Genomic DNA, 24,803 nt, shown 5'->3' with positions numbered 1-24,803 from the left:
AGTTAGATTACCTTCGCTTCGTTTTTCAGTTTCTCGACCAGTTCAGCCACCGACTTGACCTTGATGCCCGCGCTACGTGCAGCCGGTGCTTCGACCTTGATGGTCTTGGTCGTGGAAGCGGTTGAAACACCCAAAGCATCGGGCGTCAGCACTTCAAGCGGCTTCTTCTTGGCCTTCATGATGTTTGGCAGTGACGCATAGCGCGGCTCGTTCAGACGCAGGTCAGTAGTGACCACAGCAGGCAGGCTCAACGAAACAGTCTGCAGACCGCCGTCGATTTCGCGAGTTACGGCAACCTTGTCGCCGCTGACTTCTACCTTAGAAGCAAAGGTGCCCTGAGCGAAGCCGCTCAACGCTGCCAGCATCTGGCCAGTCTGATTATTGTCGCTGTCGATCGCCTGCTTACCGAGGATAACCAGTTGTGGCTGCTCCTTGGCCACGACGGCATTGAGCAACTTGGCAACGGCCAGGGAGTTCAGCTCATCAGCGGACTCAACGAGGATGGCACGATCAGCGCCCAGCGCCAGCGCGGTACGCAGCTGCTCCTGAGCATTGGTCGGACCAATGGAAACGACGACGATCTCGGTCGCAACGCCTTTCTCTTTCAGGCGTACGGCTTCTTCCACAGCGATTTCGCAGAAGGGGTTCATCGACATTTTGACGTTAGCGAGATCGACGCCGGAGTTGTCCGCCTTGACGCGAACCTTGACGTTGTAGTCGACCACTCGTTTGACAGCTACTAGAACCTTCATGGATTCCTCGTTTCTCTCCGGTGAAAAGAAAGTCGCCCGGTGCAAGACCCGGCGATGCATATGTACCCGTGAAACAGCCTCTGGAAGCAGACGTATTCGTACAGAACGAACGGTGACCTCAATAAACAAGCCACCTGAACACGGATAAACACCAGATGCCGCACATCTGGGCTATGCAGGCGTGTAAACTTTGCACCCGCAAATTCGTGACGTGGATTTGCCTGTAACGCGCTCGCGACGCCTCAGAGGTGCAGTTCAGGCGATGTTCAGCCTACGGCGAGCGCAAAACCGTCCGTATCTTGACCGCAAGCCGTTATGCGGTCAATACGACAAAACCGCCAGTCATGAGCCGCGCGTCTATGTTTTATCTGGCCTGCGGCCATTTCAAACAAACGTTTGTATTGGCCCTGCCGGGTGGTGTAGATATACTGCGCAGCATTCGAAGATGCGGGTTACTGATGCACCGCACGCTGGTTAGTACGCTGCATATAAAAAAATACTGTGAGCCTTGAGTAGGAGATAGCCTGTGGAACGCGAATTTATGGAATTCGACGTCGTCATCGTCGGTGCCGGCCCCGCCGGGCTTTCTGCCGCGTGCCGTCTAAAACAAAAGGCTGCTGAAGCCGGTCAGGAAATCAGCGTCTGCGTAGTAGAAAAAGGCTCCGAAGTTGGCGCACACATCCTATCGGGCGCGGTGTTCGAACCCCGCGCACTGAACGAGTTGTTCCCGGACTGGAAAGACCTCGGCGCGCCGCTGAACACGCCCGTCAAGCGTGACGACATCTATGTCCTGCGCAGCGCTGAAAAATCGGTAAAAGTCCCTGATCTGTTTGTGCCCAAGACCATGCACAACGAGGGCAACTACATTATCTCGCTGGGCAATCTGTGCCGCTGGCTCGCCCAGCAGGCCGAGAACCTCGGTGTAGAAATTTACCCGGGCTTCGCCGCTCAGGAAGCGCTGATCGATGAAAACGGTGTGGTACGCGGTATCGTCACCGGTGATCTGGGTGTTGACCGCGAGGGTCAGCCAAAAGACGGCCTGTACACCCCCGGCATGGAATTGCGCGGCAAGTACACCCTGTTTGCCGAAGGTTGCCGCGGCCACATCGGCAAGCAACTGATCAAACGTTTCAACCTTGATACCGAAGCTGACGCCCAGCACTACGGCATTGGCCTGAAAGAAATCTGGGAAGTCGACCCTGCCAAACACGAGCAAGGTCTGGTGGTGCATACCGCTGGCTGGCCGCTGGACGACGAGAACATGGGTGGCTCCTTCCTTTATCACCTGGAAAATAATCAGGTGGTCGTGGGCCTCATCGTCGACCTGTCCTACAGCAACCCTTACCTGTCGCCGTTCGATGAATTTCAGCGCTACAAGCATCACCCGGTAGTTTCGCAGTATCTGGAAGGTGGCAAGCGCATCAGCTATGGCGCACGAGCGATCTGCAAGGGCGGCCTGAATTCGCTGCCGAAGATGGTATTTCCGGGCGGCGCACTGATCGGTTGCGATCTGGGCACGCTGAACTTTGCCAAGATCAAGGGCAGCCACACCGCCATGAAGTCCGGCATGCTGGCCGCCGAGTCAGTGGCAGAGGCCTTGCTAGCGGGCAAGGAAGGCGGCGATGAGCTGAACACTTACGTTTCTGCATTCAAAAACAGCTGGCTGCACGAAGAGCTGTTCGCCAGCCGCAACTTCGGTCCTGCACTCCATAAGTACGGCGCCATCATGGGCGGCGCGTTTAACTTTGTTGATCAGAACATCTTCGGTGGCAAGCTACCGTTCACGCTGCACGACACCAAGCCAGACTATGCCTGCCTGAAACTGGCAGCAGACTCGGCGAAGATCGACTACCCGAAACCCGACGGCAAGCTCAGCTTCGACAAGCTCAGCTCGGTGTTCATCTCCGGTACCAACCACGAAGAAGAACAGCCTTGCCACCTGAAGCTGACCGACCCGAGCATCCCGATCGGTACCAACCTGCCGTTGTATGACGAACCCGCTCAACGCTACTGCCCGGCGGGCGTCTACGAGGTGGTGACGCAGGAGGACGGTGAGAAACGCTTCCAGATCAACGCCCAGAACTGCGTGCACTGCAAGACCTGTGACATCAAGGATCCTTCGCAGAACATCACCTGGGTGACACCGGAAGGCAGCGGCGGCCCTACCTACCCAAATATGTAGCAACCTGCGACGGCGCGTTGCCTCTGACACCGCGCCGTCTTGCTTCAAACAGAAGACCTGCAGGAGCTCACGAGCAGCGCGAGGCAGCGATAGCGGCGTGTTAGACAAATCGCTATCGCTGCCTCGCGCTGCTCGTGAGCTCCTACAGGTTCAGCAACATTCAAGCCGGAATTCGCAGCTGCACACCCTCTTCCCCCGGATTCCGGTTGAAGTAGCGTTTATATTCGCGGCTGAATTGCGACGTGCTTTGATACCCCACACAGTGCGCGACCTGCGCCACCCCCATACCCTCGGTAATCAACATCTGCTGAGCCTTGAGCAGACGCAGACGCTTCAGATACTGCACGGGTGACAGCAAGGTGCTGCGTTTGAAATGCTCATGAAAGGTCGAAGCACTCATGTTGGCCTGACGCGCCAGGGTATCGACGTTCAACGGCTCGGCGTAATGGCTGTGCAGATACGCCAACGATGCTGCGACACGCGAAAAATGGCTCTGCTGGGCGACCAACGCACGTAACACCCCGGCCTGAGGACCGCGCAATGCGGCGTAAAGCACTTCGCGCAACCGCGACGGCCCCAACACCTGACAATCGAGCGGATCGTGCAGGCAACGCAACAAACGCTCGACACTTTCCCGCATCGGCGCATCAAGCAAAGCCGAGGTCATTGATTCCGGAGTCTGCGCTTCAACGATCTGATCCGGCATCGGCCCCATGGCCTGTACCAGCTCGCCGAGCATCACCCGGTCAATTGCCACAGAAACGCCAAACAGCGGCGCCTCGGGCGAGGCGAAGGTTTCACACATGAACGGCACAGAAAGCGCCTGAACCAGATAATGCCCGGCACCGTAATCGAGGGTCCGTGTACCAAGGCTGGCCAGCTTGCCACCTTGAGCAATGATCATCAGGCTCGGTTCATAGATCTGCGGGCTACTCGCCACATAGCTGGCGAACGACACCACGTTGACCTCAGGCAACAACGTCGGCACAAACCCCGGACGAGTCGCCAATGGCTTGATCAGGGAAACAAGGGTGGCATTGGCATCGGATTGATGGGGCAACAACATGAGGCACCGGGCGGAGGATTAGACAGCTGCATGATCGCAGAAATGCCACATGTAGCAATATCAAACCCAAAACTTCCGGAGGATCAGGCATGAGTCGCGGAGGAATGACCATGGTCGTGAACCCTACCTTCCCGCAAAATGGTCAGCCTCAATTATTCATTGCCTTGCGAGGTTCACCATGTACAAAGCTATCGGTTATGCCGCCCAATCATCGACCGCGCCCCTCGCCCCCCTGTCCTTCGAACGTCGCAGCCCGCGTCCGGATGACGTGGCCATTGAAATCATGTTCTGTGGCGTCTGCCACTCAGACATTCACCAGGCCCGTGACGAGTGGGGCTTTGCCTCTTATCCGTTGATGCCCGGCCACGAAATCGTCGGCAAAGTTACCGCCGTCGGCGCTGATGTCAGTAAGTATAAAGTCGGTGATCTGGTAGGCGTTGGTTGCATGGTTGACTCGTGCCGCACTTGCGACGCCTGTAAAGCGGATCTGGAAAACTACTGCCAGAACGGCATGACCCCAACCTATGCCGGGCAGGACCGCATCGACGGCAGCCTGACCATGGGCGGCTATTCCGACAGCATCGTGGTCAGCGAACGCTTCGTCGTGAGCATCCCTGAAAAACTGAACCTGGCCAGCGCCGCACCGATTCTTTGCGCCGGTATCACCACCTACTCGCCGCTCAAGCACTACGGTGTGAAGGCCGGTGACAAGGTTGGTGTACTGGGCATGGGTGGCCTGGGCCACATGGGCATCAAGTTCGCCAAGGCCATGGGCGCTGAAGTCACCCTCTTCACCCGCTCCGCCAGCAAGGCAGAGGAAGGTCGTCGCCAGGGCGCTGATCACGTGGTCATCTCTACCGACGAAGCGCAGATGCAAGCTGTTGCCGGAACCTTCAACTTCCTGCTGGACACCATCCCGGTGCAGCACGATCTAAATCCCTACCTGCAGACCCTGCGTTTCGACGGTGTGCACATTCTGGTTGGGCTGATCGAGCCAGTAGATCCGCCGGTGAATGCAGTAAATCTGGTCATGTCCCGTAAGGTACTGGCCGGCTCGATGATTGGCGGCATGGCAGAAACTCAGGAAGTACTGGACTTCTGCGCTGAACACGACATCACCTGCGACATCGAAATGCTCGACATTCGCAATATCAACGAAGCGTTCGAGCGTGTTGTAAAAGGCGACGTGAAGTATCGCTTTGTGATTGATATGGCGACTCTGAAAGCTTAAGCGCTGCACTGTCACTGTAGGAGCTCACCGAGGTTACAAGGCCAGCGATGGCGGTGTGTCAGACGTACCGCCATCGCTGGCCTCGTAACCTCGGTGAGCTCCTACAGGGGTACCGCTTTACCCACCCAATTCCGCCGACAACCTGCCCGCCACCTGCTTGATCAACGGCACCAGTTCGGCCATTTTCTCCAGCGGCATGTAAGGCACGGTACTGGCAATGCTGATACCGGCAACAATGTGCTTGCCCGCATCACGAATCGGCGCTGCCACGCAGCGGATCGATGGCTCGTTATCCTCCAGATCAAAGGCGTAACCGCCTTGCACGTATTCATGCATCCGTTGACGCACCTGCTCCCAGGATTGCTCCTCGTGGGCGGGCCATAAAGGGTTGCGCGCCACTTCCGGCAGACTGATCTGATACAAACGCTGCCACTCGCTTTCCGGACTGTCCAGCAGCAACGCCTTGCCAATCCCGGTACGCGCCAGCGGCATACGATGGCCGACTCGCGAGCGCATTTCCGGACCGTTACGCCCAGGATTCTTGTGCAGATAAAGCACTTCATCGCCATCACGAATTGCGAGGTGGACGGTGTCACCGGTCAACTGTGAAAGCTCATCCAGATACGGCCGGGCGAGCATCGCCAAGGGCACTTCTTCCCGCGCCTGAAAGCCCAGTTCGATCAGCTTTGGCCCCAGCAGATAGCCGACCTGCGGCACTACCCGCAAGTAACGCTCCTCCACCAGGCAACTGACCAGCCGGTGCGTGGTGCTGCGCGTCGTACCAATTCGGCGGGCAATCTCTTTCAGGTCCCGCGCACCGTCGGCAACGGCCTGAACCACGCCGAGTCCGCGCAACAGGGTTTGCGTACCCGTCGGAGCAGGATCCTTGGCAGTGCTGCTTGCTGTGTCGTCGAGCGCTTGCGACATATCAGGCTTTACCCCATCAAAAAACTGGCGGCATTATCGCCGCCAGCCCATCTCCATGCTACCGGCGAGACCTGCGATTACAGCTCGATACGCTCGACCTTGCCCACCAACAGGATGTAGGAAAGCGCACCAATCAGTGCCAGCGCGGCAATGTAAGTGATAGCAGGCGCAAACGAATCTCCCGAGACCAGAAAGCCAATCACGATAGGCGTAGCAATCGCCGACAGGTTGCCGATGAAGTTGAAGGTCCCGCCCGTCAGGCCCAGCAGACGCGCCGGAGCCAGGGTCGACACCAGCGACCAGGTGATGGACGCCAGACCATTACCGAAAAACGCCAACGCCAGAAATGCGATAACCAGCGGGGTCGAATCTACGAAGTTCGCGCCAATGATCGAAGTGGAAATCAGCAGCCCCGCGATGATCGGCAATTTGCGCGCAAAACCAACGGTGTAACCACGACGGATCAGCCAGTCGGAGAAGAACCCCGAGCACAGCACACCGACGAACGCCGCAAGAAATGGCAGCGACGCCAAAAGGCCGGACTTGATGAAATCCATGCCGCGGTATTTAACCAGATAGGTCGGGAACCAGGTCAGGAAGAACCACAGCGTCGAGTTCAGGCAGAACTGCCCCAGGTAAATCCCCCAGAGCTTGCGCTTGGTGAGCACGATGCCCAGATCCGCCCAACTGAACGGACGTTTTTCCTTGGCCGTGTCAGCCTGGATATCCACCAGCCCGCCGCCCTCGCGAATCAACTCGATTTCTGCCTCGTTAACGCCTTTGAAATCACGAGGCTCGCGATAGACCATGTACCAGATCACTGCCCAGAGCACGCCCACCGCGCCGGTGCTGACGAACACCATATGCCAGCCGTAGTGCGCTTGCAGCCAGGCCAGCACCGGCGTCAGAAATGCCAGGCCGACAAACTGTCCGGACGTGTAGAAACCGATGGCCGTGGCCCGCTCACGCTCAGGGAACCATGTGGTAACCACACGACTGTTGATCGGATACGCAGGAGCTTCGAGCGCGCCCACGGCCATGCGCAAAACAAACAGCGCGATGAAACTGGCAGCGAAGCCGAGCATGATGGTCGCGATGGACCACAGCGCCAGCGCGGCGGTGTACAGAATCCGCGGCGGTACGCGATCCACCAGCCAGCCACCGGGCAGTTGCATGGCGGCATAAGTCCAGCCGAATGCCGAGAAAATCAACCCGACATGGACCGGGTCGATCCCCAGTTCGCTGGTCAGTGCTGGCGCAGCGATGGACAGGTTGCTGCGGTCCAGATAGTTGATCACGACGGTGATGAACAACAGGACCATGATGAAATAACGCTTGCGGGTAGGCGTCGCTAAAGACGCCGCCCCTTCGAGAGTGCGGGTTTGCATGTGAGGTGCCTCTTTTTGTCTTTATTGAGGTCGCTACGAACAGGGTGAAATTTTGTAGGAGCTGCCGAAGGCTGCGAATTGAGGTGGTTCAGGCCCATCGCTTTCGCAACCTTTGGCAGCTCCTACGAGGCTCAGGCATCAGCCCGAAAAATCACCACTCCGCAAAGCTGCCATCGGCATGACGCCAGATCGGGTTGCGCCAGCGATGACCAATAGCCGCGCGCTCCTTGACGTACTCTTCGTTGATTTCGATGCCCAGGCCTGGCCCGTTGGGGATTTTCACCATGCCTTTTTCGTAATCGAATACCTCGGGATTCTTGATGTAATCCAGCAGGTCATTGCTCTCGTTGTAGTGAATGCCCAGGCTCTGCTCCTGAATGAATGCGTTGTAGCAGACAGCATCCAGTTGCAGGCACGCGGCAAGTGCAATCGGCCCCAACGGGCAATGCAGCGCCAGTGCCACATCGTAGGCCTCAGCCATGTTGGCGATCTTGCGGGTTTCAGTGATACCACCGGCATGCGACGCATCCGGCTGGATGATATCGACGTAGCCTTCACTCAGTACCCGCTTGAAATCCCAGCGCGAGAAGAGCCGTTCGCCCAGGGCAATTGGCGTACTGGTCAGCGGAGCCAACTCTTTCAACGCCTCGTAGTTCTCGCTGAGCACTGGTTCTTCGATGAACATCAGCTTGTACGGGTCCAGTTCTTTCATCAGCACTTTGGCCATGGGCTTGTGCACCCGGCCATGGAAGTCGACGCCGATGCCAACGTTCGGCCCAACTGCGTCACGCACCGCGGCAACGTTGGCCAGCGCCAGATCGACCTTGTCGAAAGTGTCGAGGAACTGCAGCTCCTCAGTGCCGTTCATCTTCACTGCAGTGAAACCTCGCTCCACCGCTTCTTTTGCAGCACGCGCCGTGTCAGCCGGACGGTCACCGCCGATCCACGAATAGACACGGATCTTGTCACGCACCTGGCCGCCGAGCAGATCACTGACCGACACACCCAGATGCTTGCCCTTGATATCCCACAATGCCTGATCGATACCGGCTAACGCACTCATGTGCACCGCGCCGCCACGATAAAAGCCGCCACGGTAGAGCACGGTCCAGATGTCTTCGATGTTGCGCGGGTCTTTACCGATCAAGTAATCAGACAGCTCTTCGACAGCAGCTGCCACCGTGTGGGCGCGGCCTTCAACTACTGGCTCGCCCCAACCGGTAATGCCCTGGTCGGTTTCGACCTTGAGGAAGCACCAGCGCGGCGGGACGATAAAAGTTGTGAGTTTGGTGATTTTCATGTGTGCGATTCTCTTATTTGAAGTGGCGCCTGAAGCGCTCTGGTTACTCAGAAACGTTCGGTCAACTGTTTCCAGGCGGCAACATAGGCATGGGCCCGCTCGTCGACATCGGCCACGCTCATGCCCGGTTTGAACAAGCCGGAGCCGAGGCCGAAACCTTTGACGCCTGCGTCCAGAAAGGCCTTCATGTTGTCCGGCGTAATGCCACCGACCGGAACCAGCGCGGTGCCAATCGGCAACACTGCCAGCCATGCTTTAACGACCGCCGGGCTCATTTGCTCAGCGGGAAACAGCTTGAGCACGTCGGCGCCTTCAGCCAAGGCAGCGAAGGCCTCGTTGGGCGTCGCCACGCCAGGTGACAGGAACAATCCCGCCTCTTTCGCAGCACGCAGCACCTTGGCATCGCTGTGCGGCATGACGATGACCTGTCCGCCCGCCTCCTTGACCAGATTGACCTGTTCGGGGGTCATCACGGTGCCTGCACCGATCAGGCAATCGGCAGGCAGGCTTTGGCGCAACAGACGAATGCTGTCGTAGGGCTGCGGCGAGTTGAGTGGCACTTCGATGACCCGGAAACCCGCCTGGTACAACACATCACCGATGGCAGGCGCTTCCGCCGGGCGCAGGCCGCGCAGAATGGCGATCAAGCCGTTTTCGAGCAGTGCTTGCTTGAGCATGTCAGACCTCTAATGGAATGTTGGCGAGCAAGCCGGCTTTGAGTGCCACTTGCCATAGACCGCGCTCGGTGGCCTGTTCTGCCACCGTCACATGGAGAAAACCGCAGGCGTGCAGAGCTCGCCCGTAACGCAGACACAGTTGCTCGCCGCCCAGAAGAATGACGGCGGGCAATTCGGAATGGAGGTCACGCTGCATGGCAGCCAGGGTCGCTAATTCATGACCAATCAACAGACCTGACAGGTAGTCGGGCTGTGCATCGGCACTGAGCTGACCGGTCAGGCCCAGCGTGCGGCAACTGAAAATCGTCGACAGCGGTCCCGCTGCGCCGTCGGCTGACAAGGCGACCGCAACACCCAGATCGAATGCCGACTGATCGAAGACATCGCTGCGCTGCATGGTGCGGCCGAGAATCGTGTGGTTGCTCAACGCAGCGAAGACTTCGCCGGTCATGAACGTATCGAAATGCAGGATGCAGCCATCGGCGGCCTGAACCCATTTCGAGTGACTGCCGGGTAAACCAATCAGCAGGGGTTTGAGGGCTTCGGTGGCAGACAGCCCTGCCAGAACGCCCAGCACTTGGGTTTCTTCACCGCGCATGACATTGGGCAGGACCGAACGCTGAAGTACGCCGGGAATAATGTGGACATCGACACCGCGCAGGCTGCGTACGGTTTGCAAGGCAGAGCTGAGGCCGGACACGCTGGCCGGGGTTTCCCGATAGACCGCTTCGCGCCAGCCTTGGGCGCTGCCTACCATGCCGCAGGCAATGACGGGCAATTTGGGTTCTGCATCGAGCCAGTCGCCGCACGCCTCGTCGAAGGCCAGTTCGAAACCGTCGCTGCAGAGTTCACCGGCAATCATTCGCGGCGTACTCGGCAACTGCATGATGCCTGCGCTCAGCGAGCGCTGTTCCAGAACCCGGCCGTGGTCGCCGAGTCGATAAGCACGAAGTGAGGTTGTCCCCCAATCGAGCGCGATCAAATGCGCTTGCATCGCTTCACCTATTATTTTTTGAGCAGTGAGTGCGAGGGGGACTATAAACCTTAAAGGGGAAATATCTCAATATGTAAATTTGCATCCCATATTTTGGGATAAACGATGCTCCAGACTATTCAGACCTTATGCGGGAGCCGAGCTTGCTCGCGATAAGCCTGGACGAGCTCGACCTGCGATGCGCGGTGCCCTTATCGCGAGCAAGTTCAGCTCCCACAAGGGAATGCATGACAATCAAAAATCTTCACCCATAAAAAAACCGCCCCAAAAGGCGGTTTTTCATGTCGGCGCTACAACCGGGCGATCAACGCTCCAGCAGAATCCGCAGCATGCGACGCAGCGGTTCAGCCGCGCCCCAAAGCAGTTGGTCACCAACGGTGAAGGCGCCCAGATACTGCGAGCCCATGTTCAACTTGCGCAGACGGCCCACCGGAATGCTCATGGTGCCGGTCACAGACGTCGGGCTCAGCTCCTGAATGCTCGCTTCGCGATGGTTTGGCACCAGTTTCACCCAAGGGTTGTGCTGGCTGATCAAACCTTCGATGTCGGCGATTGGCACGTCCTTATTAAGCTTGATGGTCAGTGCCTGGCTGTGGCAACGCATCGAACCGATCCGTACGCAGATACCGTCGACCGGAATCGGGCTCTTGAAGCGACCCAGAATCTTGTTGGTCTCGGCCTGGCCTTTCCACTCTTCACGGCTCTGGCCGTTCGGCAGTTCTTTGTCGATCCACGGAATCAGGCTACCAGCCAACGGCACACCGAAGTTTTCCGTTGGGTAGGCATCGCTGCGCATGGCTTCAGCGACTTTGCGGTCGATGTCCAGAATCGCGCTGGCAGGGTTGGCCAGATCGTCGGCAACAGCCGCGTGGGTCGCGCCCATTTGCTTGATCAGTTCGCGCATGTTCTGCGCGCCCGCACCAGAGGCGGCCTGATAGGTCATGGCATTCATCCACTCCACCAGACCGGCTTCGAACAGACCGCCCAGACCCATTAGCATCAGGCTGACGGTGCAGTTACCACCAATGTAGTTCTTGGTGCCCGCATCCAGTTGCTGGTCAATGACCTTGCGGTTAACCGGATCCAGAACGATGACCGCGTCATCCTGCATACGCAGGCTGGAAGCGGCGTCGATCCAGTAACCCTGCCAACCGGCTTCGCGCAGCTTCGGGAACACCTCATTGGTGTAGTCGCCGCCCTGGCAGGTCAGAATCACGTCGAGGGTTTTCAACTCATCGATGCTATAGGCATCCTTGAGCGGAGCCACGTCCTTGCCCACGGAGGGGCCTTGGCCGCCCACGTTGGAGGTGGTAAAAAACACCGGCTCGATCAGGTCAAAATCCTGCTCTTCCAGCATCCGCTGCATGAGCACGGAACCGACCATTCCACGCCAACCGATCAGACCTACACGTTTCATCGCAACTACACCTTTTACAAAAAGTGGGCCGTTGCATTCGGGTTCGAATTTGCAACGGGCCGCAGATATTACAGATTGCGCAGCGCGGCGACTACAGCGTCGCCCATTTCCTGCGTACCGACTTTCGCGTTACCGGCCGACCAGATGTCGCCCGTGCGCAAGCCCTGATCAAGAACCAGGCTGACAGCCTTTTCAATGGCGTCTGCCGCGTCGGTCAGATTGAAGCTGTAACGCAGCATCATCGAGACCGAAAGGATAGTCGCCAATGGGTTGGCAATGCCTTTGCCCGCGATATCAGGTGCCGAACCATGACAAGGCTCGTACATGCCCTTGTTATTGGCATCCAGCGAGGCCGAAGGCAGCATGCCGATGGAGCCTGTGAGCATCGACGCTTCGTCGGAAAGGATGTCGCCAAACATATTGTCGGTCACGATCACGTCAAACTGCTTCGGCGCACGCACCAGTTGCATGGCGGCGTTGTCGACGTACATGTGGCTCAGTTCGACGTCCGGGTAATCCTTGGCCACTTCCTCGACCACTTCACGCCACAACTGGCTGGAAGCCAGAACGTTGGCCTTGTCCACCGAGCACAGTTTCTTGCCACGCACGCGCGCCATGTCGAAACCGACTCGAGCGATGCGGCGGATTTCGCTTTCGCTGTACGGCAGCGTGTCGTAAGCCTGACGCTCGCCGTTTTCCAGCGTCTGGCTGCCACGCGGGGCACCGAAGTAGATGCCGCCGGTCAGTTCACGAACGATGAGGATGTCCAGACCGGCAACGATTTCAGGCTTGAGGCTAGAGGCATCGGCCAGTTGCGGATACAGGATCGCCGGACGCAGGTTGCCGAACAGGCCCAGTTGCGCACGGATTTTCAGCAGACCGCGCTCAGGGCGGATATCGCGCTCGATGGTGTCCCATTTCGGGCCGCCCACTGCGCCCAGCAATACCGCATCAGCAGCGCGGGCACGATCCAGGGTTTCGTCGGCCAGTGGCACGCCATGCTTGTCGATGGCTGCGCCGCCGATCACGTCGTGGCTGAGTTCAAAGCCCAGTTGATACTTCTCGTTGGCCAGTTCCAGCACCTTGACCGCTTCGGTCATGATTTCCGGACCAATACCGTCACCTGGGAGAATCAGAATCTGCTTGCTCATAACATCCTCAATTTTTTGTAACGGCACTGTCGGTCAGCGCCTCTTCGTCTACTGAACGGAAAGAACTAGCGTTCGGCCCACAGCACCAGAACATCGGTGCTGAACGAACCGTCAGCGGAAATCTCGAAATACTCGCGCACTTCTGCGCCCATCGCCTGCTGCAACTCCCGAATCGCGACCCGAAAGGCTTGCGGGGTACGCATGCGTTCTACCCAGGAGGTGTACTCCAGGTGCAGACGCTGACGGCTGTGACTACGGGTGAACAGGCCAGCTTCACTGACCTGACGCAACCACTCGGCCGCGGAATAGTCGCGCACATGACTGGTGTCACGTAGCACTTCAACGCTTTGCAGGTAGGTATCCAGCAACGGACTGCCCGGCGACATTACGTCAATAAAGGCGGCGACGCCTCCCGGCTTCAGGACTCTGCGCACTTCACGCAAGGCCGGCGCCAGATCGCTCCAGTGGTGGGCCGAATAGCGACTGAATACAAAGTCGAACTCGCCATCCTCAAACGGCAGACTTTCCGCCGCGCCGCACACGGTGCTGACGTTGGTCAGCCCTCGCTCCTGCGCTGCAGCCGCCACCACATCGAGCATCTGCTGCGAAAGGTCGTACGCTACCACTTCGCCCACCGACGACGCGACATTGAAACTCACATGTCCCGCGCCGCATCCCAGGTCCAGAACCCGAGCATCACTGCGCCCCGCCACTTCGGCCTGTAGCAGCGCAAACTCGGTACCCTGGGCGTGCACGGCACTGCTCAGATAGGCCGCGGCCTGTTCACCGAATTGACGTTGTACGACTTGAGTGTGGGCTGAGCTCATCAGGGTGTCCTTTTTGGTAAATCGCAAATAATCCTGTTGCGCTGAACCTTGTGGGAGCCGCCCAGACCAAGCCCAGCTCCCACAGTCATCACACCAGCAAAAATCTCATCTCAACCGCGAAACAACCACGGCTGGCTGGCTCTGTGTTTGGCTTCAAAACCGGCAATTGCCTCGCTATCCACCAGCGTCAGGCCGATGTCGTCCAGACCTTCAAGCAGGCAATGCTTGCGGAAGTCGTCGACTTCAAAGCTCAGCACCTTGCCGTCAGGACGGGTCACTGTCTGAGCAGCCAGGTCGATGGTCAACTGGTAGCCTTCGCAGGCTTCAACCTGCTTGAACAGCTCGTCAACCTCAGCCTCGTCAAGAATGATCGGCAGCAAGCCGTTCTTGAAGCTGTTGTTGAAAAAGATGTCGGCATAGCTGGGCGCGATAATCGCGCAGAAACCGTATTCATCCAGTGCCCACGGCGCGTGCTCACGGCTTGAGCCGCAGCCGAAGTTTTCCCGGGCCAGCAACACGCTGGCGCCTTGATAACGTGCGTCGTTGAGGACGAAATCCGGATTCAACGGGCGCTTGGAGTTGTCCTGATACGGCTGGCCAACGTCCAGATAACGCCACTCATCGAACAGGTTCGGGCCAAAGCCCGTGCGTTTGATCGACTTGAGAAACTGCTTGGGAATGATCTGGTCGGTATCGACGTTGGCACGATCCAGAGGAGCGACAAGGCCGGTGTGCTGAGTAAAGGCTTTCATGCTGGGCTCCTTAGTGCTGAATCAGTTCGCGAACATCAATGAAACGACCGTTGACCGCCGCTGCTGCGGCCATTGCCGGGCTGACCAGGTGAGTACGACCACCCGCACCCTGGCGACCTTCGAAGTTACGGTTGGAAGTGGAGGCGCAATGCTCGCCACTTTCCAGGCGGTCCGGGTTCATCGCCAGACACATCGAGCAACCTGGCTCACGCCATTCGAAACCGGCCTCGAGAAAGATCTTGTCCAGACCTTCGCTTTCAGCCTGCGCCTTGACCAGCCCCGAGCCCGGCACAACGATCGCCTGCTTGATGGTGGAAGCGACTTTGCGGCCTTTGGCGATTTCAGCCGCAGCGCGCAAATCTTCGATCCGCGAGTTGGTGCAAGAACCAATAAACACGCGATCCAGCTGGATATCGGTGATCGCCTGATTGGCTTTGAGGCCCATGTACTTCAAGGCACGCTCGATAGAGCCGCGCTTGACCAGATCAGCTTCCTGAGCCGGATCAGGCACGTTCTGATCAACGGCCAGGACCATTTCCGGAGAAGTGCCCCAACTGACTTGCGGCTTGATTTGCGCGGCATCGAGTTTGACCACGGTGTCGAAGTGCGCATCAGCATCGGAAACCAGATCTTTCCAAGCCTCTACTGCCAAATCCCACTGCTCGCCTTTAGGTGCGAAAGGACGTCCCTTCACGTAGGCAATAGTCTTTTCATCCGTAGCCACCAGACCGACGCGAGCGCCTGCCTCAATGGACATGTTGCAAATGGTCATACGACCTTCAACCGACAGATCGCGGATCGCGCTGCCCGCAAATTCCATCGCATGGCCATTACCGCCAGCGGTGCCGATTTTGCCGATTACCGCTAACACGATGTCTTTAGCCGTCACGCCAACCGGCAATTTGCCTTCGACGGAGACCAGCATGTTCTTCATTTTCTTGGCCACCAGGCACTGGGTGGCGAGCACGTGCTCAACCTCCGAGGTGCCGATGCCATGAGCCAGCGCACCAAATGCGCCATGAGTGGAGGTATGCGAATCACCACACACCACGGTCATGCCCGGCAAGGTTGCACCCTGCTCCGGGCTGATGACGTGAACGATGCCCTGACGCACGTCGTTCATTTTGAATTCGGTAATGCCGTACTCGTCGCAGTTGTCGTCGAGGGTCTGCACTTGCAGACGCGATACCTGGTCAGCGATAGCCTCGATACCACCTTTACGTTCCGGAGTAGTCGGCACGTTGTGGTCCGGGGTCGCAATGTTGGCGTCGATGCGCCACGGTTTACGACCAGCCAGACGCAATCCTTCAAACGCCTGCGGCGAAGTCACTTCATGGATGATGTGGCGGTCGATGTAAATCAGCGACGAACCGTCGTCACGCTTCTTTACTTCGTGGGAATCCCAGAGCTTGTCGTACAACGTTTTGCCGGCCATCGGATGGTTCCTCATCAGCGTGTTTCTATCTTTCTATGCCCTGGGTGATCGACCGATGACCCTTTGGCTTGTGAGGCAATGCTATGGAATATGCTTAAATAACTCAAATTCATAATTTTTATGCTTTGGATAACCAACTGGAATCTGAAATGGACCTGGCTAACCTCAATGCTTTTATCGCCATTGCCGAAACCGGCAGCTTTTCCGGGGCCGGGGAGCGCTTGCATCTGACCCAACCTGCGATCAGCAAGCGTATCGCTGGCCTGGAGCAGCAGTTGAATGTGCGGCTGTTTGATCGACTAGGCCGGGAAGTGAGCCTGACCGAAGCTGGCAGAGCCTTGCTGCCAAGGGCCTACCAGATTCTAAATGTGCTGGATGACACCCGCCGGGCACTGACCAATCTGACCGGTGAAGTGACCGGCCGTCTGACGTTAGCCACCAGCCATCACATCGGCCTGCACCGTCTGCCGCCCCTGCTACGGGAGTTCACCCGTCGTTTTCCTGAAGTGGCGCTGGACATCCAGTTTCTGGATTCGGAAGTTGCCTACGAAGAAATTCTTCATGGCCGTGCCGAGCTGGCCGTTATCACCCTGGCCCCTGATCCTCACTCGCTGGTCAAGGCCGTACCGGTCTGGGACGACCCGCTGGACTTCGTCGCAGCGCCGGAACATCCGCTCGCCAACAGCGGCCCGGTGAGTCTGCAGGACATCGTCGGCTACCCGGCAGTGTTCCCCGGCAACAACACGTTCACCCACCACATCGTCAGCGGATTGTGTGAAGCGCAGGGACTCAAGCCCGATATCGCCATGAGTACCAACTATCTGGAAACCATCAAAATGATGGTTTCCATCGGCCTCGCGTGGAGCGTGCTGCCACGCACTATGCTGGATGAACAGGTGGCGCGCATTCCATTGCCGGGCATACAGCTCAGTCGTCAGCTAGGCTACATACTTCATACGGAGCGTACGTTGTCTAATGCGGCCCGAGCGTTCATGGCGTTACTTGATGCACAGGCCAGTCAATCTTGAAAGTTGAAACCGCTGAAGATCGTATTACTGCCTTTATCACTACAGGCGCGTGATCCCATGCCAATACCCGCAGACAGCATCACCCTTGAGTCGTCCGGCACCGCGGCGCCGCTGAGCGAATCGGAAAAGCGTTTTGCAACGCTCTACAACCTCAGCCCTAACGTCGTGATTTTGTCCCACATCGATAGCGGGATCATCTGCGAGGTCAATCGTCAGTTTGAAACACTTCTGGGCTGGCCCGCTGCCGAAGCCATTGGCCGGACGGGAGTCGACCTGGCGCTATGGGACGACTCCGAACAACGCAACAGCCTGGTCAGGCGGGTTGTGACACAAGCTGAGCCTGTCAGGCTGGATGTAAAGTTGCGGGCCCGCGATGGCCGAATGGTCGAAGGCACCTTCAGCGCGTTGAAAGTCGAACTGGAGCAGCAGCTCTATTTACTTAGTACGTTCATGGACAACAGCGCACACTTGCGGGCTGAGCGCGCCCTCAAAACCAGCGAAGAGAAGTTCGCCAAGGCGTTCCACGCAAGTCCTGACGCAATTACCATCACAGAGCGCGCAAGCGGCCGTTATCTGGAGGTAAATGGCGGTTTTTGCCGTTTGCTGGGGTTTACTCCCGAGGAAGTCATCGGACATACGGTCGCCGAACTCGGGATCTGGTCGGACATCAACCAACGCCAGCAGCTCCTTCGCGACCTGGAAGAAAATGGCCGGGTGCATCACCGGGAAATGACCGGCTGCCACAAGGACGGGACACATGTCACCGCCGAAGTGTCGATCGAAACCATTACCCTCAACGACACTGAATGCCTGCTGATGAACGCTCGGGACATCAGCGAATTGAAAAGCGCGCAAGAGCAGGTCCAGCATCTGGCCTATCACGACTCTCTGACCAACCTGCCCAACCGGGCATTGCTCATGGATCGCCTGAGCCAGCAAATAATCCTGCTACAACGCCATAGCTTGCGTGGCGCCCTGCTGTTTATGGACCTGGATCACTTCAAGCACATCAACGATTCACTCGGCCACCCGGTGGGCGATAGCGTGCTGAAAATCGTCACCGCGCGGCTTGAAGCCAGCGTACGAATGGAAGACACCGTCGCCCGCTTGGGGGGCGACGAGTTTGTAGTGCTCATCAGCGGCCTGGAAGGTAGCCGCGACGACGTCACTGATCAGGTACTGGAGCTGGCCGACATGCTCCGCGCCCTGCTCACCCAGCCGATGTTTCTGGACAACCAACGCCTGCAAATTACACCGAGCATCGGTATCGCACTGATACCCGATCACGGTCTGACCAGTGCTGATTTGCTTAAACGCGCCGACATCGCGCTGTACCGGGCAAAAGACTCTGGCCGCAACGCCACCCAGCTTTTCCATGACTCCATGCAAAAAGCAGCCATCGAACGTCTGCGCATGGAGAATGACCTGCGCCTGGCATTGCCCCGAGGTGAGTTCAGCCTGTGTTATCAACCGCAAGTGGACACGCGCCTCAACCGGATCATTGGTGCAGAAGCGTTATTGCGCTGGGAGCACCCGGAAACCGGAAACCTGCCCCCCAACCAGTTCATTCAGATTCTGGAAGAAAGCGGAATGATCCTCGAGGTCGGCGCCTGGATTCTTGAGGAAGCCTGTCGGGCGGCGAGCAAACTGCTGCGTGACAAGCTGGTCGACCTGCAGCACTTCAGTCTGTGCGTCAACATCAGCCCCCGTCAGTTCAGACAAAACGACTTCGTTGATCGGGTCAAACGCTGCCTGCGCATGAATAGCCTGCCGAGCAACCTGCTCAAGCTGGAAATCACCGAAGGCATCGTTATTCAGAATCTGGACGAAACCATCGCCAAAATGCATGAGCTGAAAAAACTCGGCGTGAGCTTTGCCATGGATGACTTCGGCACCGGTTATTCATCCCTGACCTACTTGAAACGGCTGCCAGTCGACGCTTTGAAAATCGACCAGTCCTTTATCCGCGATGCGACCACCGACCCTAACGACGCAGAAATTATTCGTGCGATTGTGGCCATGGCGCAGAGTTTGAACCTGACGGTGATTGCCGAGGGCGTTGAGCAGCCTTTGCAATTGGAGTTTCTTGAACAACTAGGGTGCAGTCTTTATCAAGGCTACTTATTCAGTGAGCCCTTGACCCTGAGTGCATTCGAGAGACGCTTGAAGCAACCAGAAAGCCTTTTCGTCAGCAGCCAGCTCAACCTGTTGGAATGAAAGAAGGCGCCAACAGGCGCCCTCTTTCGTCCGCGGATGAGCGAGATGCGCCTAGCCTTGAATCTTGCGCATCAAAAGCATGCGCGGCGAGGTCGCGTGCAGCTTCAGCTCCTGATTCCGAAACCGTGCGCAGTTTCTCCGGCGTTAAGGATGGGGGCGTCCGAGCCCGGAATTATAATGCTGGTGTCTATCAACTTTACGGTTCTGTCTTCGTCGGGATAAAACGAAATACGATGAAAGAGCACCACATCCTGGGTCCACACCCTTTTGTAACGCGTCTGCCCTTGCTCCTCAACATACGGCAAATTCATCTGCCCGCCACTCATTCGCTTCATGGTCTGCCATTCTTGCAAGGTCGGAATTCGCAAGCCTTTAGTTTCCGCACTCTTACGGCATACGCCATAGGTATGAAACATCATCGGCACCTGCTCAAGCGCATACACGCCTGTAACAAGGACTCGATAGCTCACTGTTGCGCCATTCTGATCCATTGCCACAATCACCGCGATACCATTGCCACGGGCATTCACTTTACCGGTGGCGCTATCGACTTGCGCAACGGCCGGATTGCTCGACGAATAGTGATAAGGGGGGCGCCCGCCCGTCGCCGTCCGTATCGCTGAGGACTTGCTTGGGGGATTGGCAAGGTATGCCGCATTGATAACAACAAAATAGCCGCCGAGGTTCATATCCCGGGCGTCGATACTCAATGCCTCGCCAGGCTTGATACCAGGCTGCCTGATTTCGACTTCGAAGAATGGAAATAGCCGAGCTTCACTTTCGTCGACGTCGCCATCCCACGCTACCTTGAAATTGACCTTCAAGCGGCCGCCGTTTTTCAAGTTGGCGAATTCACTTTTCGCAATCGCGAAACTGACTGCTTTCTGCACATCGGCATCACTCAAACTTTTCGCAATTGCAACGGTGATGACCAGGGAGCTATTGTCTGCGGCGACCCCTTCCAGCCTTAACCACATACGCTGCCCGGCAGCGATCAACGGCCACTTATCAATAATGACGGTCACAGGATCGGTTGCAGTCGACAGGTCCAGCACTCCGTTTGGGGCTTGAACGATCCGAGGTCTTGTCAGCTCTTCATCATAAAAACCGAACACCTCTATCACTCGACTGGGCGAATAGAGTGGCGCCGTCTGCCCAACGCGTGTGACTTCATAAGACACCAGTACCGAGTAATCCACCGAGTAAGCAACCGCGACAGCCGGGACGTCTACCGTCAAAGGTCCTAACCTGGAAACGGTGACAACGGCCAGCCTCGCCGTACCCGGCCCTGGACCTCCGTCCCAGGTCACCACAATCTTGTCGCCAATCGCCATGCCCGGATAAGCCGGGACGACTACTTTGGCCCCATTCAGGACATGCATAGGATCGAGCGTGCCATCGTCGGCGACACCATCGACCGCTGGAGGCAACAATTGATCGCCCGTCAATGGCCCTACCCTGATCACTTTATAGGGAGACTCAATGTAGATCGGGTCGGGATCTCCCAGACGCTTGATGACGTAGAACAACTCGATGCTCTTGTTGAGCGAGCCGCCCACCAGGCTGGCCGGGGCCGTGAAAACCAGATCCGAGTCGACGTTTTCCGCCGTCACGGCTTGAGTGCCCAGCAGTTGGCTATCCTGCTCGCCTTTGACACGCCAGTAGACACTGACTTCGTCGTTAACGTACGTGGCCGCAAAGGGCACCACGATTTTCGCTTCCGTCCCTGCTGGTGTATCAAGCACTCCATTTGAAGCCCCCGTGACCTCAATTGGCCCCAGCCCGCCAGAGGTGGCGAAATCAGCTTGCTCTTGCTCAGTTCCAACAAAAAACATCAGGTCAGGTGACCGCAGTACAACCGTGCGGCCATTCACCAACCGACTGAGGGTGTAATAGACTTTGACAAGGCGTCGTCTGTTGGGGGCGATAACATCTTCGTAGATATCAAACTTTAGATCGCCGCTGTCATTACGAGTCGTAACTAACGCGCGATCCCGAAGGCTCCCGGCCTCTCCCGCGCCGACCCAGTAAAGTGTAACGATGTCGTTGACCAACGTCGCCTCTGGGGGAATATGCACGAACACTTTATCAATGTAAGAACCGGGTTCAAGTCGTCCAGCGGTCACTTCTGTAATAAAGGGAGGTAATGCGGCAAGACTGACGCCAATACGAAGCGTGATTGCATTCGAGGTATAGGCCTCTTCCGGTTGCCCTCGATAAACCACGTAGTAAATAGTAATGACATCACTACTGGCACCACTGAGCTCTGATTCTTTCCACTCAAACTTCAACGGCCGACGCATCACATTACTGTCGCTGATCGGAATATCCTCAACGGCCAGTCCATTACGGTAGACCTCAACAATATCCCCCCGCGCCATGCCCGGATAATCAACGAGTACTGTTGCATACCGATTGCCGACAACCCCTTTGAACTTGACCGGGTCAAGCGTATCACCCACAACCCCCTCCACCTGAGGAGCAGGCAGAATCAAGCCTGTAATAGCAATCTCTAACAGGGGGGCATTAAAAGTTTTGCCAGGCGCTGGCGAATTCGGCCCTTGGGTAACGCGGTAGGACAGTTGGGCAGTACTGCCGACGAGGGGTTTCACCTTGCCGGACGGCACATAAAACTCATATGCATTGGAAGGATCGCGATTAAGAACCTTGATCGCCTGGGACCAACTCACCTCCTCGCCACTGGCGTTAACCCCACGCCAAAACACATCAATCTCATCGCCGTCGAAAAAATTATAATATTCAGCAGCTCTCCCTTGGTTAACATCCATTCGTGTAGAGGGGAGCAACACGGACATGTCCCTGTCACCTAATGTATTAAGTTTTATCGTGTATTCATTAATACGGTCCCCGTTTGCGTCGGTGATACTCATGTCTTTCAACAGAAGTTCTGGAGTTCTTGTTTCATCCGCAGCATAAATCATGACATCCTCCCTGAGTCGCACGCCACGCCCTGGCACTCGACCAACCATTATCAATCGTTTAATTACCCACCATCAGCGTGTATTGATAACAGCACCACACCGCCGCAACGTCAAACAACGGCGGACCAGCGGGACTGGTAAAGATGACAGTAGACACCCTCAGAAAAAGAGAGTCTGAAAACATGTCCATACTGCCTTGTGAACGCTTGCAATAACCCGTGCGCGGCTTACTCCAAAAACATTAACGTTTTACAGTAACGGCGATTACTTAAGGCCCGTTTTTTTATCGTGGCGGTCTAAATGAAAGAAGGCGCCATAAAGGCGCCTTCTTTTGCTGGCAGGTGAACAATCAGCTGTTCAGAACTTTCTGACTATTGATCGGAATGCGTTTGGCTTTGGCCTCTTCAGGCACCAGACGCAGCAGATCAATATTCAGCAAGCCGTTGGACAAGCCAGCGTTCTGCACTTCGATGTGATCAGCCAACCGGAACGACAATTTGAAAGCCCGCTGAGCAATACCCTGATGCAGGTAGGTCACGCCCTCAGCAGTATTTTCACGCTTGCCGCCCGAAACAGTCAGCACGCCCTTTTCGACCTGGAGCTCAAGGTCTTCTTCAACGAAGCCTGCGGCCGCGATCACGATGCGGTATTGGTCATCCGCGTGCTTCTCGACGTTGTAAGGAGGGTAGCCGCCAGCGGATTCATTGCGGGCAGCAGCCTCGAACAGGTCGTTGAAACGATCAAAGCCCACAGAGCTACGGAACAGAGGGGCCAGAGAAAATGCAGTAGTCATGATAAATCTCCTGTAAACAGCGAGTGGTTTAATCCGCGACCCGAATTCGGCATCGCGTAACCCCTAAGCTAGGGTCGGCCAAAAGCTTTTCAAGAGTTAATTTTCAAATTTTTTATGACCGTTCGTCGGCACCGACACCCAGCAAAACACTGATGCGCTGGCAGTCGGTTTCACGGCGCAACGCATCAAACATCTGCGTTGCCTCCGGGTAGCTTTTGGTCAGCAGCACCAGCCATTGTTTGAGACGGCCAGGTGCCTGAATCAGGGTCATTTTGTCCAGACACTGCAACCAGAATGTCCGCAACATGGGCTGCATTTCGGCCCAGGTCATCGGCACAACTTCTTCGCCTTTCTGCGCGGCGGCAATCTGCCGGGCCAGGTCGGGACGTGCCACCAGCCCGCGTCCGATCATGATGTCCCGAGCGCCACAAATTTCCCGGCAGCGGCGCCAGTCATCGACGGTCCAGATTTCTCCGTTGGCAACTACCGGCACCTTGACCACTTCCTGAATCCGCGCAATCCATTCCCAGTGGGCAGGCGGCTTATAGCCGTCGACCTTGGTGCGGGCATGTACGACGATCTGCTCCGCCCCGCCGTCAGCCAGCGCACGCGCACAATCCAGCGCGCCGTCAGTGTTTTCGTACCCCAGGCGCATTTTGGCGGTGACTGGAATGTGTTTGGGCACCGCGCTGCGCACCTGATTGACGATGGAGTACAGCAGCTCAGGTTCTTTGAGCAGAATCGCGCCGCCGCGGGAACGGTTGACGGTTTTGGCCGGGCAACCGAAGTTCAGATCCAGCACTGGCGCGCCCAGCTCACAGGCAAACGCGGCGTTCTCCGCCAGACAGACCGGATCGGAGCCCAGCAACTGCAGGCGCAACGGCGTTCCGGCATCAGTTTTCGCACCTTTGTGAAACTCGGAAGCGTACTTGTAGAAGTAATGAGCCGGCATTAAACGCTCGGACACCCGAATGAATTCGGTCACGCACCAGTCGATCCCGCCGACTTTTGTCAGGGCATCGCGCAGGATGTCGTCAACCAGCCCCTCCATGGGCGCCAGAGCAATTTGCATGGGGTCACACTCGAAAAAAGTCCGGCAGTTTACGGCGCGCTGGCGGGATTGGAAACCAGAGGATGAGCCATGGCGACGCCATACCCCTCGATGAACTCTGCGGGCATGCGTTTAGGCTTGCCACTGGACAGCTCGATGCAGACAAAAGTGGTCTGGGCACGCAACAACGTCACCCCGTCACTCGGGCGTCTGAGCTGAAAACGTCGAGTCATTTTCAGGCGTTTGTCCCAGTCGACAATCCAGGTGGCCAACTGCAACTCATCGTCCTGATAGGTGCTGGCCAGGTAGTCGATCTCATGCCGAACCACCGCCATCGCCCGATCCAGCCGACGATACTCACTCAGATCCAGCCCCAACTGCTGGGAATGGCGCCAGGCGCAACGCTCCAGCCACGTCACATACACTGCGTTATTGGCATGCCCCAGCCCGTCAATATCATCGGCCGCGACATTGAGGTCGATCACAAAAGGCGTTGTCAGATCCCAGACCATGCTTGCTCCTGCGTTGCTGGTTTGTATTGGCTGATGAGTGTAACCAAAGCGGCTAATGAGAGGTGGGTCAACTGCTAGTGACCTATAGGCGCGCCTCGACATCCACCATCTCGCGGTAAACGCCGAATCTGTAGGAGCGCACGAGCACCGCGAGGCCGCGA

Annotated in this window: 19 protein-coding genes and 1 pseudogene; 4 read left to right on the top strand and 16 right to left on the bottom strand. The window is 57.1% G+C overall.

Annotated features, from left to right (window positions below; genetic code table 11):
* Positions 1-2 precede the first annotated feature (2 nt).
* Positions 3-752, bottom strand: coding sequence for an electron transfer flavoprotein subunit beta/FixA family protein (locus AUC60_RS25710; protein WP_087274155.1), 750 nt, complete (start codon positions 750-752; stop codon positions 3-5).
* Positions 753-1,278: 526 nt separating this feature from the next.
* On the opposite strand from AUC60_RS25710, the gene AUC60_RS25705 reads away from it, so the two are divergent.
* Positions 1,279-2,934 (top strand): electron transfer flavoprotein-ubiquinone oxidoreductase, encoded by a 1,656-nt coding sequence (locus AUC60_RS25705; protein WP_087274153.1) that lies wholly within the window; start codon positions 1,279-1,281, stop codon positions 2,932-2,934.
* 160 nt (positions 2,935-3,094) lie between these two features.
* On the opposite strand, the gene AUC60_RS25700 is transcribed toward AUC60_RS25705, so the two are convergent.
* The gene (locus AUC60_RS25700; protein WP_087274151.1) at positions 3,095-4,000 is read right to left on the bottom strand and encodes an AraC family transcriptional regulator; all 906 of its coding nucleotides are present in this window, start codon (positions 3,998-4,000) and stop codon (positions 3,095-3,097) included.
* A 178-nt stretch (positions 4,001-4,178) separates the two neighbouring features.
* On the opposite strand from AUC60_RS25700, the gene AUC60_RS25695 reads away from it, so the two are divergent.
* Entirely contained in the window at positions 4,179-5,231 is a 1,053-nt protein-coding gene (locus AUC60_RS25695) for an NAD(P)-dependent alcohol dehydrogenase (RefSeq protein ID WP_087274149.1), read from the top strand.
* A gap of 117 nt (positions 5,232-5,348) precedes the next feature.
* Here AUC60_RS25695 and AUC60_RS25690 read toward each other — a convergent pair whose 3' ends face one another.
* The 10 genes from AUC60_RS25690 to leuC all read right to left on the bottom strand — a co-directional run bounded on the left by AUC60_RS25690 (position 5,349) and on the right by leuC (position 16,099).
* Positions 5,349-6,158: an IclR family transcriptional regulator gene (locus tag AUC60_RS25690; protein ID WP_087274147.1), complete on the bottom strand. Its 810-nt coding sequence runs from the start codon at positions 6,156-6,158 to the stop codon at positions 5,349-5,351.
* Positions 6,159-6,235: 77 nt separating this feature from the next.
* Complete coding sequence (locus AUC60_RS25685) at positions 6,236-7,546, bottom strand: MFS transporter (RefSeq protein ID WP_087274145.1); 1,311 nt, start codon at positions 7,544-7,546, stop codon at positions 6,236-6,238.
* A gap of 151 nt (positions 7,547-7,697) precedes the next feature.
* A complete protein-coding gene (dgoD, locus tag AUC60_RS25680; protein WP_087274143.1) occupies positions 7,698-8,846 on the bottom strand; it encodes a galactonate dehydratase in 1,149 nt (382 codons plus the stop codon).
* A 47-nt stretch (positions 8,847-8,893) separates the two neighbouring features.
* Positions 8,894-9,523: a 2-dehydro-3-deoxy-6-phosphogalactonate aldolase gene (locus tag AUC60_RS25675; protein ID WP_087274141.1), complete on the bottom strand. Its 630-nt coding sequence runs from the start codon at positions 9,521-9,523 to the stop codon at positions 8,894-8,896.
* Position 9,524: 1 nt separating this feature from the next.
* Positions 9,525-10,517: a 2-dehydro-3-deoxygalactonokinase gene (locus AUC60_RS25670; RefSeq protein WP_087274139.1), complete on the bottom strand. Its 993-nt coding sequence runs from the start codon at positions 10,515-10,517 to the stop codon at positions 9,525-9,527.
* A 304-nt stretch (positions 10,518-10,821) separates the two neighbouring features.
* Positions 10,822-11,934 (bottom strand): aspartate-semialdehyde dehydrogenase, encoded by a 1,113-nt coding sequence (asd, locus tag AUC60_RS25665; protein ID WP_027900872.1) that lies wholly within the window; start codon positions 11,932-11,934, stop codon positions 10,822-10,824.
* A 68-nt stretch (positions 11,935-12,002) separates the two neighbouring features.
* Positions 12,003-13,085, bottom strand: coding sequence for a 3-isopropylmalate dehydrogenase (gene leuB, locus AUC60_RS25660; protein WP_087274137.1), 1,083 nt, complete (start codon positions 13,083-13,085; stop codon positions 12,003-12,005).
* 65 nt (positions 13,086-13,150) lie between these two features.
* Positions 13,151-13,915 (bottom strand): class I SAM-dependent methyltransferase, encoded by a 765-nt coding sequence (locus tag AUC60_RS25655; RefSeq protein ID WP_087274185.1) that lies wholly within the window; start codon positions 13,913-13,915, stop codon positions 13,151-13,153.
* 107 nt (positions 13,916-14,022) lie between these two features.
* Positions 14,023-14,664 carry a 3-isopropylmalate dehydratase small subunit gene (leuD, locus tag AUC60_RS25650; protein ID WP_087274135.1) on the bottom strand — a complete coding sequence of 214 codons (642 nt, stop codon included), beginning with the start codon at positions 14,662-14,664 and terminating at the stop codon, positions 14,023-14,025.
* 10 nt (positions 14,665-14,674) lie between these two features.
* Positions 14,675-16,099, bottom strand: a complete 1,425-nt coding sequence (gene leuC, locus AUC60_RS25645; protein ID WP_087274132.1) for a 3-isopropylmalate dehydratase large subunit — start codon at positions 16,097-16,099, stop codon at positions 14,675-14,677.
* 149 nt (positions 16,100-16,248) lie between these two features.
* Here leuC and AUC60_RS25640 point away from each other — a divergent pair, with 149 nt between their 5' ends.
* Together AUC60_RS25640 and AUC60_RS25635 are read left to right on the top strand one after the other, a co-directional pair.
* Positions 16,249-17,127 (top strand): LysR family transcriptional regulator, encoded by an 879-nt coding sequence (locus AUC60_RS25640; RefSeq protein ID WP_087274130.1) that lies wholly within the window; start codon positions 16,249-16,251, stop codon positions 17,125-17,127.
* Positions 17,128-17,238: 111 nt separating this feature from the next.
* A pseudogene (locus tag AUC60_RS25635) lies at positions 17,239-19,344 on the top strand (putative bifunctional diguanylate cyclase/phosphodiesterase); the annotation flags it as partial.
* Between the two features lie 104 nt (positions 19,345-19,448).
* On the opposite strand, the gene AUC60_RS25630 reads toward AUC60_RS25635, so the two are convergent.
* The 4 genes from AUC60_RS25630 to AUC60_RS25615 all read right to left on the bottom strand — a co-directional run bounded on the left by AUC60_RS25630 (position 19,449) and on the right by AUC60_RS25615 (position 24,642).
* Positions 19,449-22,286, bottom strand: coding sequence for a hypothetical protein (locus AUC60_RS25630; RefSeq protein WP_087274126.1), 2,838 nt, complete (start codon positions 22,284-22,286; stop codon positions 19,449-19,451).
* Positions 22,287-22,635: 349 nt separating this feature from the next.
* Positions 22,636-23,079: an Hsp20 family protein gene (locus AUC60_RS25625; protein ID WP_087274124.1), complete on the bottom strand. Its 444-nt coding sequence runs from the start codon at positions 23,077-23,079 to the stop codon at positions 22,636-22,638.
* Between the two features lie 112 nt (positions 23,080-23,191).
* Complete coding sequence (locus AUC60_RS25620) at positions 23,192-24,151, bottom strand: tRNA dihydrouridine synthase (protein WP_087274122.1); 960 nt, start codon at positions 24,149-24,151, stop codon at positions 23,192-23,194.
* A 29-nt stretch (positions 24,152-24,180) separates the two neighbouring features.
* Positions 24,181-24,642, bottom strand: coding sequence for an acyl-CoA thioesterase (locus AUC60_RS25615; RefSeq protein WP_087274120.1), 462 nt, complete (start codon positions 24,640-24,642; stop codon positions 24,181-24,183).
* Between the last annotated feature and the right edge of the window lie 161 nt (positions 24,643-24,803).

This window comes from Pseudomonas caspiana, from assembly GCF_002158995.1.
GTDB classification, from domain to species: Bacteria; Pseudomonadota; Gammaproteobacteria; order Pseudomonadales; family Pseudomonadaceae; genus Aquipseudomonas; species Aquipseudomonas caspiana.
The sequence above is the reverse complement of the archived record's forward strand: the minus strand, read 5'-3'. Positions and strand labels throughout refer to the sequence as shown.

Excerpts from the sequence above, each read along its gene's own strand:
- AUC60_RS25710 (WP_087274155.1), bottom strand. The coding sequence starts at position 752 with ATGAAGGTTCTAGTAGCTGTCAAACGAGTGGTCGACTACAACGTCAAG.
- AUC60_RS25700 (WP_087274151.1), bottom strand. The coding sequence starts at position 4,000 with ATGTTGTTGCCCCATCAATCCGATGCCAATGCCACCCTTGTTTCCCTG.
- AUC60_RS25695 (WP_087274149.1), top strand. The coding sequence starts at position 4,179 with ATGTACAAAGCTATCGGTTATGCCGCCCAATCATCGACCGCGCCCCTC.
- AUC60_RS25690 (WP_087274147.1), bottom strand. The coding sequence starts at position 6,158 with ATGTCGCAAGCGCTCGACGACACAGCAAGCAGCACTGCCAAGGATCCT.
- AUC60_RS25685 (WP_087274145.1), bottom strand. The coding sequence starts at position 7,546 with ATGCAAACCCGCACTCTCGAAGGGGCGGCGTCTTTAGCGACGCCTACC.
- dgoD (WP_087274143.1), bottom strand. The coding sequence starts at position 8,846 with ATGAAAATCACCAAACTCACAACTTTTATCGTCCCGCCGCGCTGGTGC.
- AUC60_RS25675 (WP_087274141.1), bottom strand. The coding sequence starts at position 9,523 with ATGCTCAAGCAAGCACTGCTCGAAAACGGCTTGATCGCCATTCTGCGC.
- AUC60_RS25670 (WP_087274139.1), bottom strand. The coding sequence starts at position 10,517 with ATGCAAGCGCATTTGATCGCGCTCGATTGGGGGACAACCTCACTTCGT.
- asd (WP_027900872.1), bottom strand. The coding sequence starts at position 11,934 with ATGAAACGTGTAGGTCTGATCGGTTGGCGTGGAATGGTCGGTTCCGTG.
- leuB (WP_087274137.1), bottom strand. The coding sequence starts at position 13,085 with ATGAGCAAGCAGATTCTGATTCTCCCAGGTGACGGTATTGGTCCGGAA.
- leuD (WP_087274135.1), bottom strand. The coding sequence starts at position 14,664 with ATGAAAGCCTTTACTCAGCACACCGGCCTTGTCGCTCCTCTGGATCGT.
- leuC (WP_087274132.1), bottom strand. The coding sequence starts at position 16,099 with ATGGCCGGCAAAACGTTGTACGACAAGCTCTGGGATTCCCACGAAGTA.
- AUC60_RS25640 (WP_087274130.1), top strand. The coding sequence starts at position 16,249 with ATGGACCTGGCTAACCTCAATGCTTTTATCGCCATTGCCGAAACCGGC.
- AUC60_RS25630 (WP_087274126.1), bottom strand. The coding sequence starts at position 22,286 with ATGATTTATGCTGCGGATGAAACAAGAACTCCAGAACTTCTGTTGAAA.
- AUC60_RS25625 (WP_087274124.1), bottom strand. The coding sequence starts at position 23,079 with ATGACTACTGCATTTTCTCTGGCCCCTCTGTTCCGTAGCTCTGTGGGC.
- AUC60_RS25620 (WP_087274122.1), bottom strand. The coding sequence starts at position 24,151 with ATGCAAATTGCTCTGGCGCCCATGGAGGGGCTGGTTGACGACATCCTG.
- AUC60_RS25615 (WP_087274120.1), bottom strand. The coding sequence starts at position 24,642 with ATGGTCTGGGATCTGACAACGCCTTTTGTGATCGACCTCAATGTCGCG.